Source organism: Paenibacillus sp. JT31N7 (assembly GCF_059692095.1).
Genome location: NZ_JCAUAT010000001.1, coordinates 534,074 through 547,280 on the forward strand (window position 1 = coordinate 534,074; position 13,207 = coordinate 547,280).

General features: G+C 45.2%; 13 protein-coding genes and 1 pseudogene. 2 read left to right on the top strand and 12 right to left on the bottom strand.

Annotated features, from left to right (window positions below):
- Window positions 1-50: 50 nt before the first annotated feature.
- The 4 genes and pseudogenes from AC58P5_RS02370 to AC58P5_RS02385 all read right to left on the bottom strand — a co-directional run.
- Window positions 51-560, bottom strand: coding sequence for a cysteine hydrolase family protein (locus tag AC58P5_RS02370; RefSeq protein ID WP_497384340.1), 510 nt, complete (start codon window positions 558-560; stop codon window positions 51-53).
- A gap of 189 nt (window positions 561-749) precedes the next feature.
- Entirely contained in the window at window positions 750-2,972 is a 2,223-nt protein-coding gene (locus tag AC58P5_RS02375) for an NPCBM/NEW2 domain-containing protein (RefSeq protein ID WP_497384341.1), read from the bottom strand.
- Window positions 2,973-3,260: 288 nt separating this feature from the next.
- Entirely contained in the window at window positions 3,261-4,574 is a 1,314-nt protein-coding gene (locus AC58P5_RS02380; protein ID WP_497386013.1) for a catalase, read from the bottom strand.
- 419 nt (window positions 4,575-4,993) lie between these two features.
- Window positions 4,994-5,311 (bottom strand): annotated as a pseudogene (locus AC58P5_RS02385) (SRPBCC family protein); the annotation flags it as partial.
- A gap of 220 nt (window positions 5,312-5,531) precedes the next feature.
- Between AC58P5_RS02385 and AC58P5_RS02390 the strand changes: the two are divergent.
- On the top strand, window positions 5,532-5,909 hold the full coding sequence (locus AC58P5_RS02390; RefSeq protein WP_497384342.1) for a hypothetical protein: 378 nt from the start codon (window positions 5,532-5,534) through the stop codon (window positions 5,907-5,909).
- 100 nt (window positions 5,910-6,009) lie between these two features.
- On the opposite strand, the gene AC58P5_RS02395 is transcribed toward AC58P5_RS02390, so the two are convergent.
- The 3 genes from AC58P5_RS02395 to AC58P5_RS02405 are packed head-to-tail and all read right to left on the bottom strand — an operon-like array spanning window position 6,010 to window position 7,937.
- Complete coding sequence (locus AC58P5_RS02395; protein ID WP_497384344.1) at window positions 6,010-6,798, bottom strand: ABC transporter permease; 789 nt, start codon at window positions 6,796-6,798, stop codon at window positions 6,010-6,012.
- Complete coding sequence (locus AC58P5_RS02400; protein ID WP_497384345.1) at window positions 6,799-7,701, bottom strand: ABC transporter ATP-binding protein; 903 nt, start codon at window positions 7,699-7,701, stop codon at window positions 6,799-6,801. It lies immediately after the preceding gene.
- Entirely contained in the window at window positions 7,698-7,937 is a 240-nt protein-coding gene (locus tag AC58P5_RS02405; RefSeq protein WP_497384347.1) for a PLD nuclease N-terminal domain-containing protein, read from the bottom strand. Before AC58P5_RS02405 ends, AC58P5_RS02400 begins: the two co-directional genes overlap by 4 nt.
- Before the next feature lie 149 nt (window positions 7,938-8,086).
- Between AC58P5_RS02405 and AC58P5_RS02410 the strand changes: the two genes are divergently transcribed.
- Window positions 8,087-8,626, top strand: coding sequence for a helix-turn-helix domain-containing protein (locus tag AC58P5_RS02410; RefSeq protein ID WP_497384349.1), 540 nt, complete (start codon window positions 8,087-8,089; stop codon window positions 8,624-8,626).
- Between the two features lie 42 nt (window positions 8,627-8,668).
- On the opposite strand, the gene AC58P5_RS02415 is transcribed toward AC58P5_RS02410, so the two are convergent.
- The 5 genes from AC58P5_RS02415 to AC58P5_RS02435 form a co-directional block, all read right to left on the bottom strand.
- On the bottom strand, window positions 8,669-9,202 hold the full coding sequence (locus tag AC58P5_RS02415) for a GNAT family N-acetyltransferase (RefSeq protein ID WP_497384350.1): 534 nt from the start codon (window positions 9,200-9,202) through the stop codon (window positions 8,669-8,671).
- Between the two features lie 46 nt (window positions 9,203-9,248).
- Complete coding sequence (locus AC58P5_RS02420) at window positions 9,249-10,298, bottom strand: DUF1835 domain-containing protein (RefSeq protein WP_497384351.1); 1,050 nt, start codon at window positions 10,296-10,298, stop codon at window positions 9,249-9,251.
- Window positions 10,299-10,365: 67 nt separating this feature from the next.
- Complete coding sequence (locus AC58P5_RS02425) at window positions 10,366-10,548, bottom strand: hypothetical protein (protein WP_497384352.1); 183 nt, start codon at window positions 10,546-10,548, stop codon at window positions 10,366-10,368.
- Between the two features lie 242 nt (window positions 10,549-10,790).
- A complete protein-coding gene (locus tag AC58P5_RS02430; protein ID WP_497384354.1) occupies window positions 10,791-11,546 on the bottom strand; it encodes a sulfite exporter TauE/SafE family protein in 756 nt (251 codons plus the stop codon).
- Between the two features lie 594 nt (window positions 11,547-12,140).
- Window positions 12,141-13,199 (bottom strand): flavin-containing monooxygenase, encoded by a 1,059-nt coding sequence (locus tag AC58P5_RS02435; protein WP_497384355.1) that lies wholly within the window; start codon window positions 13,197-13,199, stop codon window positions 12,141-12,143.
- Window positions 13,200-13,207: the final 8 nt, after the last annotated feature.

Below are 13,207 nucleotides of genomic sequence, written 5' to 3' on the forward strand. Positions count from 1 at the left end.
TTGTCTGAAAAGTGTTTAACACTTCTCTTTGTAACCAGGATGAAGGACATTTAAACGGTTTGCGGATTTCTTTTAATCGGAATGTCGTTTACCATGAACTCAATGACCGGATATGAAATCACATGGCGATCGCGGTAGGTAAGGGGAATAAGATCTTCTTTGGCACTCAAAATTCCACGCTGCAAAATGGCGGTCTTAAACCCGCGTTCAATCGCTCCATTGTAGGTAAATAAGACGCAATTTCCGGCGTCAAAGCCCGCTACCACGACCAGGCCAATCTGACGGTCGAGCAGAATTTGTTCCAAATCTGTTTTCCAGAAAGCGTTGGAGAACGTCTTCTTCACAATGAGATCGTCATTCTCCACTTGAATCTCGGGAATAAACGCGAGCCGTTCCGGACTAACCGTCCCGGCCTCTTCTACATCCTGGATATGAATGACTGGGTGTCCGCCGGAACGCAGAATTTGAGCGGTATGGTTAATATACTCGCTTGCGGTTGCCACCGGTTGTTCTTGCAGAAAATCAATTTGCATATCGACGATCAAAAGTGCAATGTTCACCGCTTCACTTCCTGACATCTCTAGTATTTTTTCACTATAAGGGGTCCCGCCAACAAAACGCGAAAAACGTACGTTAAGCGAAAATTATACAAAACAAGCCGTAAATTCCGTACGATAAGGAAATCCGGCTTGTTTTGTATAGCGCTATGGAAGATCCCTCTCTTCTTGACGTGCTTTAACCTTACCATACTATTTGATAAGACGAGCATTTACCCAATCGGCATGGTCACTATTTATACTATCTCCACCATCTGTTACTTTAAGTTTTAGCTCATTCTTTCCGGAAAGATTAACGTTTACCTCTTTTGGTTCTATATTATTATGCATTACACCACTAGAGAATACAACTTGATTGTCTACAACAACTTGGAACTCCACAGAACCTACAGTACCTACCTCCTTATCTACCCCGACTAGCGCGGCAAAGGATGTGTACTGCCCATCCAGTTTGTAGACAATTTCACTGTTAGCATGTGTGCCCAAACCTTTTGTATAGGTCTTGTTAGTTAACGTAAGTGTTTTTCCTTCAACACTCCGATCTTTTTGGATGGTTCCCCAGCCTGTCGTGGCAGAAAACCAATCCATATCGCTAAGATACGTTGTAACAGGTTGTGGTGTTATTGGATCGGTTTCAAAGACTTTAATCTCACTTGCAGATGCAAAACCATTAGTTCCACCACCTTGAGGTACTTCAAGTCGAACATATTTAGCAAGAGCAGGTGTGAAAGTTACGGTCTTTTCTGTTTTGTCCTTTGCCCAAGTGCCTGTGGCAACCTCAGTGAAGGATACCCCATCAAGACTAGTTAGGATTCTATATTTTGTAATAATGCCATTTTCTTGAGTTTGTCGCGGTAGATAGGTTAGTTTGGTGAATGTTGAGGGATTTAGGTACTTTGCTGTAATCTTGTAAGGAAACTGATTTGGTTTACTCCATTCGCTGTGCCACAAAGTATTTGGATTTCCGTCAAATGCATATGCTGCCGCATTATTTTCACCTGAAGTCTCTTGGCTATTTGTTGTTGCCGCAATGATACCCCCAATACCTTTTACCTTATCCATTCCATCAGTCGGTTTAATGATGTTGTAATCTGACCCAAACCAAATTGGTGCAGTTAGAAGAGGTAAACTCAATGAATTAATCTTATTTTTTGTTTCATTTGTTGCAGGTAAACCCCATTTATCAAAGAAAGGCGTCAGGTCATAGTGAGCTACTTTTGAAGTGTTTAGAATAAATGCCTGTTTTTTCTGATCATCAGTAGTTGGCAGATCAGTTATTGCCATCTCACGATATAAGCGATGTAAATCCGGGTAGAAGTTATCTCCAAAAGCAAGATTAAGTTGCCACAACATTTCTAATTTTGAATCAGAGTCTTTAAAATTCTTGGTTGGCTGATCTACAAACGTGAAAGCGGCTAAGTACTCGCCTTGTGACCTTGCAGGCTCAGTAGGTTTAAGGGCCTTCTTAGCAACTATAGAATATAGATTTACTGTCACCTCACCCATCTCACCCCAAGTCCAAGGTCCTTGTTGTCTCAAATGACCTGCCTCATGATACTGTCCCCAACCCATTCTTGTAAGGTTTAACGCATCCGCATTTGCTCCATTCCTTGTAGGCATAATCGCCCCATCCCAAGTTGCCATTGCATAATACGATCCTGTGTCAAATGGTGATTCAATAAAGCCGATCAAATGTTTGTCTAAATGATGTCTAGGATCAGAATCAGAATCTGATAATCCAGAGATTTTATCCTGTGCTGCAATAAACTTATCATAAGTCTGTAAAACAGGAACCGGGTCTTGATTCAAGATATGGTCTTTAGCAGAAGCATATGTGAAGACTAAGAGGGCTTTTTCTGATTGAAGAACAACAGAAGGTGCATTAGGATAAGCACTCATCATTGCCTGCCAATCCGCTTTTGTGTTCTTGCCTAATACAAAGAATGGAACAGGACTGCCCCCGCTCACTACATTTACATGAATACTACCTTCATTATTGCTGTTATCAAAAGACAACAAACCGCCATTTGGTGAGGAAATCGTGTTTTTACCTGCTTTTAACGGATACCTGATCGCCCACTCTTTATCATGACGATGTGTCCCAATAATCGCTGTAATTGGTTTGTCACCTGAGACTTCAATCTCAATTTGTTCATTGGCTTTTGCATATAGACCTGTTGGCTGAAATATTTTTCGAGCATCTGCATACCCCTTCGCTCTACGCTCTCGCTCGCCTTCCGCCCATATATCTCCAAGGGCTTTTACTTCAAAATTTCGCTGAACAACAAGATTACTTTGCTGTGTGACGGCTGCCTCTGAAGTTTGGGCTAGTACCCCAGATGGCGAGACAGATACTATAACTGCTGTTACCACCATTAGAGTTAAAATCTGAAGTGACTTCTTAAGTTTTCTCATCAAATCCTCCTAAATAAATTAAATTTATGCATAGCTAGCATTTAATTGCCGGCATATCCATTTTGGTATGTATTAAATAAATTTCAGACTAAGATGACACTATTCAATTCCTCTTTTTACCCATTAGTTAAATAACACCATTTATCTCTATTACTTCAATACCATCTTTATTCTTCTTTTAATAACACGGCATCCTATGCGGATACGGTTACAGAAAAACGGAGAAAGAGCAGCCGTATAGGCCACTCATTCTCCGCTGTCAAAAGCGTACAGGTACTTTTATGGCAATTATCCCTTTGTCTGCATTTGAATTTGCCGGGCAACCTGTTCTCCCAGTTCTGCCGAGGCTTGGTACAGATAGCTTAAGACGATGCTTTGCGTTTCCTGGGATATGCCGGCAAGATCGGCGGAAAGGTTATCCACCAGATGCTCTTGCTGCACAGGAGGCAGAGCGCGATAGTACTGGCCGGCCTGCGTAAAATTGTCCGGTTTGGGTAGGTCGGACCGCATGAGACGACCCTCCACATATCTACCGTTACCGCTGGTCACAAGGGAATCGGGCGTCCAGTTTTGTTGATGATTGACCGGAATTTTGCGAAAATCCGGCCCTAACCGCCGGCGCTGCGAATCCCAGTAAATATTCGCGCGTCCTTGCAGCATCTTATCGTCCGATAATTCAGCTCCATCCAAGAGATTGGACGGTGAGAAGGCTATTTTCTCCACCTGATCCATATAGTTGTCCGGATTGCGGTTCAGTACCAGCCGGCCAACCGGCATCAGAGGATACTGCCGGTCGTCCCAGACCTTGGTATCATCCAGCGGATCAAAAGAAAGGTTGGCTTCGTCATCCGGGTTCATAAGCTGCACATGAAGGCCATATTCAACCGTATTTCCCGCTGCCAGGGTATCAACTAAATCTTTACCTGCAAGATCCGGATTCTCGGTCAACCGGGCCGCTTCGTGGCGGTCTATAACCTGCACGCCTGCAAACGGAATCCAATGATATTTTACATAAGTGCGGACGCCCTGTTCATTTCTCCACACGTAGGTGTTTACGCTATGACCCGGGATGTGACGGAAACTCTTGACCGTGCCGGCGTCCGAGTAGAGCCAGACCAGGAAATGTGTGGATTCGGGCGCTCGGGCAACGAAGCTCCAGAACCGTTCCGGATCGATCAGGTTGTTTACAGGCGAGGGCAAAAAGGCTTTAATGGACTCCGGAAAGCGAATGGCATCCCGCACGGAAAATACGGGGATATGATTGCAGATCAGATCAAAAATACCTTGTTCCGTATAAAACTTGGTGGCGAAACCGCGCACATTGCGGGAAGTGTCCGGGGTGCCTTTGTTGCTTACGGCAAGGGAAAATCTTACGGTGACGGGGACCTGCTGGCCAGGATTTTGTAAAAAGCAGAGCTTTGTGTAGGGCGCCATGGAATGTACGGTCTGAAAGTAACCGAAAGCACCGTAGCCTTTCACGTGCACCGGCCTTTCTATAATCTTCGTATGTACAAAAGCTTCTAATGTTTCGTGCAAAATATTGTCCTGTTCCAGCACAGGACCTCTTTCACCTACCGTCTGCGAATGGAAAGCTGCCGGCATATCCCCCGTCCACTGCGCAGGAATGCGATCATTAGGAGGCTCCTCTTTCAGTCCATTTTGCGCTTCAAGTCTTTGCGGAGAACCGCTGCGTGAAGATTTGGCATCTGATAGAAACCGTCCGTTGTTTCCTTCCATAATCATCTTCCCTCCCACACGTCCGTTTTTTCCGGATACCCTATTGTATATGTTGAGTTTCGGAATATTTATAACCCCTGTACCCTATATCCGGGAAGAGCAATGACATCATCTCCACTGTCGAGTCTTGAGATCAAGTTGTAGCGAGGCTCAAGGTCACGCGGCCCGGCTCCGGAAGCCCGCATATACAGGTTCGAAAAAAAGACCACTCCTTTGCGAGGAGTGATCTTTTCTCTATATCCATGGATCTTAAAGATGATCGGCCATGTGACCGGACGGCAGGTCTACTGAATCGATTCCAGGTGCCCGCCCAGACGATCCCATGTTTCGGTGATGCCCTGCAGCATGCCCATGTCCATGACCTGCTTCAGGCTTTCAGCCGCTGCATATTCGCCCACGCTGATGACTTTGGTGCCGCCTTCGACTTCAACGAAGGTCAATGTGCAGACCTTAGCCGGCATCGTTTCCGCAATGTTGCCTTCCGCGTCGGAGAAATAGTCCGTATAAACAATCTTCTACGGTGCTTGGATCTCGCTGTATACCCCTTTGCCCCACGATTCCATACCGTAGAACTCGCCCTGATTCTTGTCCTCGCATTTCATAAAATCGAGACCTTTCCGCTCTTCTATCGCCCCCGCAGTCCTAAATCCCTACTCCTTAGCAGGTTAACATGAGTTGAATAAAACGAACAAGCAGCGCCCAAATCTATGAAGAAATAGTAGTCTAGTTTCAAAGTTTAATAATCTGATAGGTTATAATCCAATCAATCGCTAGTAGCCGTTCATATCATATAGCAGAACTAGCGAAAGGAGAGGAATGTATATGCCATTTTCTACAGGTGTAATTACCAATACGAGAGACTTCGGTACCGCATCTTCTAACATTGTGATGAACGTCAGAAACTTGGATACCACAAACCCGGTAACCGTTACGGTGCAGGTATTCGCTTCTGTAAATTCCACTACATTCTATACGGCCTATCTAATAACGTATGTGGTTCCTGCAAATTCTTATAATGTTAGACAATTTTTTATTGCCGGGAACGTCACTTATGAAGTTCAAATTAACACGGCTTCCGTTGCAACTCCCAATGCGTTACTCTCTGTGTTCGGTATCGACGCATTTGGAAACCTTGTCACGGATCAACGTATTCTTCAATCCGAATTAAGCTTTATTTCTTCCCTTAGCCCGGTGATGTAGATAGGATCAGTTCCTTGATCCGTTCTTGCGAGCCTCACGATCTTCAAAGAGAACTATATTCTTCACAATATCTTGTGAAGAATGTACATATGCAGTCTACTTAATCGGAATTGACTTTTTTGCTTGAAATCCAGTGATGCGTTACAAACAGGATCAGCATAATCCAAAAGAGCGTTACGAGTGTATGTCCCATTACTCTTGAAGGTATCGCCCCTGCGATCAGCAATTCCATGGCCAGCTTGCTCATACTTGCCGGATTTAGCAGATCGACGACCGGACTTACCCCCACTATAATTCTGGAGCCGATAAGCAAAACAATCGCTACTACTGCAATCATACTTTGGCTATTAAAAAGAGTGCTGAGCATCGTTATGAAAGAGGTGACAAAAAAAATCCATATCAGATAAAGCAATAAGGAAGTCATCATCTGGGAAAACGGAATTTTTGTAAAAAGAAAATTTACATATAAACAAGAAGCGAAGTATCCCATTGCTACACCAAACGCGGCCAACAAATAATTGGATATGATTTTTCCAGCTAGATAGGTACGGACAGTTACGGGTCGTGTTAGGATGAAAGCCAGCATGCCGTTCGCCTTTTCGCTTTGAATAATCCCCATCATGGAGACGGCAAGAATAATCAGGCCGAGTTGATCAAACTGAGAACCCAAGGTGCCGGCTAGAACTTCCCCGCCTTTTTGAGCAGCCAGGATCGGATCAATGGTGATCCCCTTCCCACTGCCTAATGCTCCCAGAATGGATGGCAAGTAATGAGTGACTATGGGCTGGGTCATTCCCAATAAAATAAAAACCACCGGCAGCCAGAACACTTTTAACTCACGTACCATTTGAACTCCTTCTTTTTTTGCGAGCACATAAAATGTATTCATTTACTTCACCACCAGTTGCAAAAAGATTTCTTCTAACGTGTCGGTATGAATTTCGAATTTTAGGATGTCCACTTCATGAGCAAGAGCGTTTTCCAATAATCTGTTTTTATCTGTTTGGATATTTTCGACTTCTATATCAATCCTGTGTCCGGTAACCTTTATCTCTCTTACGTAAGGCAATTTTTTGGCAACGTCCATCCATTTTAAATCTTTCGCTGTACATTCGATGCTCAGCTTGTTTTTGTTACTGCGGTCGTACAGGTCGGCAATCGTTGTGTCTTCTATTTTGATTCCGTTTCTTATCATGACAAATCGTTCGCATATTTCTTCAGCATCGCTAAGTATGTGGGTGGACAAAATAATCGTGGTATGTTGTTTGATATCCCGGATCAGGTTTACCACTTCCCGCCGGCCAATCGGATCCAATGCGGATACCGGTTCATCCATAACAATAAGCGAAGGCTTATGCAGCAGGGCTTGCGCAATACCGAGCCGCTGTTTCATACCACCGGAAAAGGTGCCGACTTTTGAATTCCCGGCATCACTTAGTCCGACTTTAGTCAAAATCTCCGGGATGGATTTTGTTAATTCTTCTATTTTCAGTCCCGAAAGTTGTCCCATGAACGTAAGAGTTTCCCGGGCTGTCATCCAATGATAAAAGTTCGGGTATTGCGGCAGATAGCCGATTTCTCTTTTCATTTGAGCTATTTTTTTTCCGTTAAGCAAAACTTCGCCTTCGTCCGGCTTGATCATATCTGAAATCATTTTTATTAAAGTCGATTTCCCCGCTCCGTTCGGACCGATCAAGCCGACACATTCCCCCGCATTAAGCTCCATCGAGAAATCATTGACCGCCATTTTATCTGGATAGGCCTTCTTTACATGCTTGATCTCCAATTTCATAGTTTCACGTCATCCTTTCGGCCTAGCACGAAGTACAGAATGGGACCCAGTGTATGAACGAAAAGAATGATACAAGTCCATAGGAGAACGCTCTTTCTCGTCGTCCTGTGCCGGTATAAATCAATTAAGGCAATCAGAACCAGCAGGATACCAATAGCTATAAACGGGAGAAGCATCGGGACAAAAGCCATAAAATCAAAGTTTTTCAATTCGTCGAACCCATAATGCAGCTTCATATGTGTACCATTCCTTCTTTTATTATCGTTATTGATAATGATAATATTACTTGCAAAAGCCCTTTATTGCAATACCTATTCTCATTATTTATAATAAGAATAAAGATATGGAGCATGGAAAACCAATTCATACCCTCAAGGAGAAGATGATGGCTAACAAAGTGGAAGTTTTAATGCATCCGGTAAGAATGAAAATCTCTCAAGTGCTGATGAGGAATAAAGACACGGGCCTGACATCCTTGGAAATGGTCAAAATCATCAAAGACGTACCTCAAGCCACTCTATATAGACACATACAGGTGATGTTGGATGCGGGAATCATACGGGTACTTAAAGAAAAAAAAGTGAAATCCGTTGTGGAAAAATACTATGTTCTGAATGAACTTGAGGCGAAGTTGAATGTGGAAGAATGGAAAAAAGCTTCTCATGAGAAGAAGCTTGATTATGTTTCCTATTATCAGCTATCCCTTATGACTCAATATCAAAGTTATCTCAAAAAAATAGAAGAACAAAACACCCGGGAAGACGGTGCCACTTTTTCATTGGTAGAATTGAAGCTGGATGAGGAACAATTTAGTCAGTTTCAGCACGAATTAAACGAATTGATGACCAAGTATTACCACTCGGGGAGCGAAGATACCGAAGCACCGGTCCGAACAATCGCCTTTACAATTATTCCGGATGCTTAGTGCTGAGATGCTGATACGGCTTGCCTCTAAATTTTAACCGACTTACAATAAGGAGATTTCCAGCTGAATATCACGAACCTCGCGGGTATAGATCGCTTCGTTAATCTCTACTGCCGGAACGCAGCCCATTTTGCGGTAAAAATACTGGGTCGCTACGGATGGGTGGGCACCGATATATAGTTTCTCTGTCCCCATCGATTGGGCTGCTTCTTTTGCGTTTAGAAAAAGAAGCTCGCCCACTTTCTGTCCGCGGGCAGAACGTGTGACATGAAGGTAAGACAGCTCGCGGTAGACGGTACATTCTCCGAAAGCTGCGGATTCGACGACGGCAAACCCGACCAACGATGCGTTCTGCTTAGCAATGAGCACGGCGCCTCCTCCCGCTAAAGCGTGTTTCCATTCCCGGACAATCTCTCGCTTGCGCGCAAGGGTCCAATCGTCCTCGAATTCATCCTCTGCTTCGACCCACAGCCCATGTTCGTACCAGAACACACGGGTCGTCTTCTGTGTGCGCTCGAACTCGTCAAGCATACCTGGGAAAACATGTTCGAGCCGTAAGGCTTCAACGCAGAGCATGTCCTGCATCCTACTCCTTTTTATTAAACTGATGTATACCTAGGATTTACGTGATCTTTTTACGTCTGACGCTATAGCATCTTATCGAGCTGGGAACACCCTTTATCTCAAGAATCCCCTCATAAATCAGCTGTCTCAGCCGGTATTCAAAATAGGCGTCTCCGATAAATTGCTCACAGCAGCCCATCGCTTCTCCAACGAGACGAGCTGCTTTCAGAAAATGGGGATCAGGGGCGGGTCTTAGTTTGTCCAGCTTTTCCAGCAAGTACGTGTCATAATAATCATCCGGCACCTCAGCCACTGCTCCGTCGCGCCAAATTCGAAGTGTTCCGCTTTGCTGTGAGAGAGCCTGCCATTCTCGCTCCAACCCGGCCTTATCCGCATCATTCAGGAAACTGCTGTCGTCCATACGGACAAGCGCCGCCTGCAGATTGCTTGACGGAATCTCTCCCGAGTATCTAAAGCTGTAAGTCGCATCCGGTCGATTAACAAGCTCCTCGCAGATTGCGCACGCATCATAGATCGCTAAAGAATTGGGGCGGCCGCTCAGCAACCGAATCGCGTGGAGCATCCCGATCTGCTCGCTTGCGTTGCGGCTAGCCCAGACAATAACCTTCGCCTGCTCCGGAATTTTGTTGACCCTTTCCAGTAACTGACCGTAATCTTCTTCAGGGTCCCTACTGACTTCAATGGGCTCCGTAATATGGTCCTGAAACCAGTCCCGCCTTGCTTTCCGTCCTTCGTAAGAGTCCAAGCCGCGAAGCGGTCCAATGGCGTAATTCTCGCTCAGCGTAATCACCTTATGTGTGCCCGACCAGTCGAGCTGCTTCAGAGCCGCTTTCATGAGGCCCGCAAAGGAATAGCCCACAACAAAATGGACATGGGTACAGGTCGGAACCGGGTCCCAGACCGCCTTTTTTTCTTCGGATTCGATTAATTCGTCATACAGTTCAATGAGTTCGGAAACCGCTGTTTCCGGCGGCGCTTCCCGCTCTTTCAGCTTCCTGATTTGTTCCAAAGCAAATCCCAAATACATCTTCGCGCTATGTTCCCCCAAACTATCGATTACCTTCGCGATTCCCGGTCTACCTCTCATTTTTATCATCCCTCTCTTTCCCTTTAAAATCTCCTCCACATAAAAATTTCATCTTTTACGCGGTTATCTAGAGAAACTTTAGCAAGATCGACCAAATTACAACAACTATAGGACCTATCACCGCAAACCCGATAAAAACGGCTAAAAATTTATAAGGAGTGGATAATCCTTTTGCTGCGCTTAAATGATCGATTTTTTCGTTTAAGTCCCTTAGTTCTTTTAATATTTCTTTATTGGTTTCATCATTCATAACACATCGCCTCTTTCATAGGTAACGAAGAAATAACGCACTCACTTATTTTACCATAATTAGGATTTGTGATGCTTGTATCTGGCCGTACAAGGATAGAAGCACCGCTTGAGAGCAGGAAAAATATTCCCCAATTGGCGACACCAAGCTGCTGTCCGTACAAAACCGCGAAAGAAAGAATCCCCCCGTACCAGCATATATACGGCTTAAGCAGCACTGCGCCTTAATTCTTCTCCATAAGCTTAGTTAGAGCCGCTTGGCAAGATTAACAGAATCCCAAGTGCGATGATCATCATAAATAAGTACCGCTCAAAATTTCCGGCGGAAATTCGCTTATTCAAGAGGACCCCAAGTCCGGTAGCCGCCAGAATAGCCGGCAAAGAGTACGCATACAAAACAAACGCGTCAAACGTCCACAATCCGCCGAGTGCATGTCCCGTCACAACGAGTAAGCCGGATATAAGAAAATGAGCTTGCAGCGTTCCCCGAAAACGATCCGGATTCCAGCGTCGCAAGGTACCGTAAACAACGACCGGTACACCGTTAAAATTATAGGCGCTGCCAAGAACTCCGGAAGCAAAACCGAACGGCAAAACCCATCCTCGTTTGTTTAGCAGCGGCCGCCCGATTTTCCGGGAAAGCATCTTCTTCAGTAAGGAATAGCACCCGAAAATGATTAAGAAAATACCAAGTGCGGAAGTGATCACGATTGCAGGAATAAGGTGAAGCAGGATAAGCCCGAAGGGAATACCGATTACTGTGGAAACGGCCAAACGAAGCAGGACAGGACGTTCGACATGACGCCAGCCGCTAAACACGGTCAGCAAAGCTACGGTCAGTCCCGCCAAACCGATCAGGGAAACCGACGTTTGCAGAGGCACCGGCAGCAGGGCAAGCAAAGGCATGCTCACGATCGCCTCCCCGAAGCCGAACATAGATTTCATGAAGGCGCCGACAAAAACCGCAGCAACTACCAGCACGATCAGAGAGATAGTCATTGTTCCCTCCCATCGGCTAAATAAGACCGCCTGTTCAACGATTTTGCATCTAACATAAAATAACGCAAAGAACCCCTCCTTTTTATACAGATCTATATAATAGCATACGTTATCCATGTATAAAATACGTGATTTAACGAGTTTTAACCGCTATTTAAACGATTTAAAGAGCATCAATCAAGATCCTATACATGAATTATTTTAAAGCCGTCAAACGTGGATTTAAGTCTTCCGATAAGGCATTAAATTAATGTATTTTTGTCTTGCACTTCCTGGTATATGTATAATTTCTCCACAATACATTCTAAATGGAGTAAACCACACGAAAGGGAGGGATTTGAGGATGAAGAAAAGCGTGGTAGCCGTTCTTTCCGGTTTTGCTTTACTTCGGGTTGAGTATAATGATGTTTGGGGTTTATCAATAGTTCGCAAACAATTTATAGCGGCTTGCTCCGCATGCCGGACCAACTGACGGACAGTGCAGCAACTGCTAGCCGCACTGTCCCGTTTCCTTCTCCTCTTCGCAGTCCGCAATCACCGCAATTTCTCCGGTTGGTTCCCCCTATTGCCTGTTCTTATCGTTAGTCGCGTATTTCACCCGGATCGCTTAGCGTGCTGTACGATGACTTCCGCCAAGTACTCGGCATCCCGGGCCATCCATCCTAACAAAGCGGAGCCGCGGCAGGATTGCCAAGGCAGGCCTAAATAAACCAATCCCTTCGCTTTGCTGACACCGCTGCGATGAATAGGCTTTCCGTTGACATCTACCGCATCCGGAATATCGATCCACGGATAAACCGTCCGGAAACCGGTTGCCCAAATGATGTTAGACACCTTCATTCGTGTTGCATCCTTAAAGAGAATCTCTGCGGAATCTGCATCTACCGCTCTTTGCCTTAAAGAAACGACTCTTTTTTTCAGAAGAGATTTTAATTGAGTCCCGTATACTTGCTCGGGTAGTTTTTTCAGCCAAGAACCAAGGGGAGACTCTGTGTTCGCTTTCAGCAAACCGAATGTTTCAAAATACCAGAAAATGTTTCTGCCGAATACATGCATCGGTTTGAAACTCATGGTCCGGCTCACCGAGATCGTGACTTGTCTGTACTTGGAAAGTTCAACCGCAATTTGCGCGCCCGAATTGCCGCCGCCGACGACCAGTACGGGACCGTCCGCAAGCTGGGATTCATTTTTATAGCCGGAAGAATGCATCTGGACGATTTCTTTCGGCAGTTTTTTCGCAAAATCCGGAATGACAGGTTCATGAAAGGGCCCCGTGGCCACGACCACTTGACGGGCAATAAAAGTTTCCTGTCCGGTTTCAATCTTAAAACCAAGTTCATATTTCGTAAGTGAATGTACGTTCGTCTGATGCCGGATAGGAAGAGCGAAAGCCTTGGCATACGCCTCCAAGTAATCAGCCGTTTCATCCTTGGTAGGCAAACCGCCAGCCACCCCCGGAAACTTCATGCCGGGAAGGCTGTTGTACATCCTCGGTGTAAATAAAGTCAACGAATCATAGCGCGATCTCCAGGAATCTCCGGTCCGTTTATGGGCATCCAGAATGAAGAAGGCTACTCCTTTCTGCTTCAGTAAATATCCCATAGCGAGACCGGCTTGTCCTCCGCCGATTATGATAACTTCCACATGGTTCATTTTCACAT

Bases quoted from the DNA above. Each gene is read 5' to 3' on its own strand.
- AC58P5_RS02375 (WP_497384341.1), bottom strand. From the start codon at position 2,972: ATGAGAAAACTTAAGAAGTCACTTCAGATTTTAACTCTAATGGTGGTA.
- AC58P5_RS02380 (WP_497386013.1), bottom strand. From the start codon at position 4,574: ATGCCGGCAGCTTTCCATTCGCAGACGGTAGGTGAAAGAGGTCCTGTG.
- AC58P5_RS02390 (WP_497384342.1), top strand. From the start codon at position 5,532: ATGCCATTTTCTACAGGTGTAATTACCAATACGAGAGACTTCGGTACC.
- AC58P5_RS02395 (WP_497384344.1), bottom strand. From the start codon at position 6,798: ATGAATACATTTTATGTGCTCGCAAAAAAAGAAGGAGTTCAAATGGTA.
- AC58P5_RS02400 (WP_497384345.1), bottom strand. From the start codon at position 7,701: ATGAAATTGGAGATCAAGCATGTAAAGAAGGCCTATCCAGATAAAATG.
- AC58P5_RS02405 (WP_497384347.1), bottom strand. From the start codon at position 7,937: ATGAAGCTGCATTATGGGTTCGACGAATTGAAAAACTTTGATTTTATG.
- AC58P5_RS02410 (WP_497384349.1), top strand. From the start codon at position 8,087: ATGGCTAACAAAGTGGAAGTTTTAATGCATCCGGTAAGAATGAAAATC.
- AC58P5_RS02415 (WP_497384350.1), bottom strand. From the start codon at position 9,202: ATGCTCTGCGTTGAAGCCTTACGGCTCGAACATGTTTTCCCAGGTATG.
- AC58P5_RS02420 (WP_497384351.1), bottom strand. From the start codon at position 10,298: ATGAGAGGTAGACCGGGAATCGCGAAGGTAATCGATAGTTTGGGGGAA.
- AC58P5_RS02425 (WP_497384352.1), bottom strand. From the start codon at position 10,548: ATGAATGATGAAACCAATAAAGAAATATTAAAAGAACTAAGGGACTTA.
- AC58P5_RS02430 (WP_497384354.1), bottom strand. From the start codon at position 11,546: ATGACTATCTCTCTGATCGTGCTGGTAGTTGCTGCGGTTTTTGTCGGC.
- AC58P5_RS02435 (WP_497384355.1), bottom strand. From the start codon at position 13,199: ATGAACCATGTGGAAGTTATCATAATCGGCGGAGGACAAGCCGGTCTC.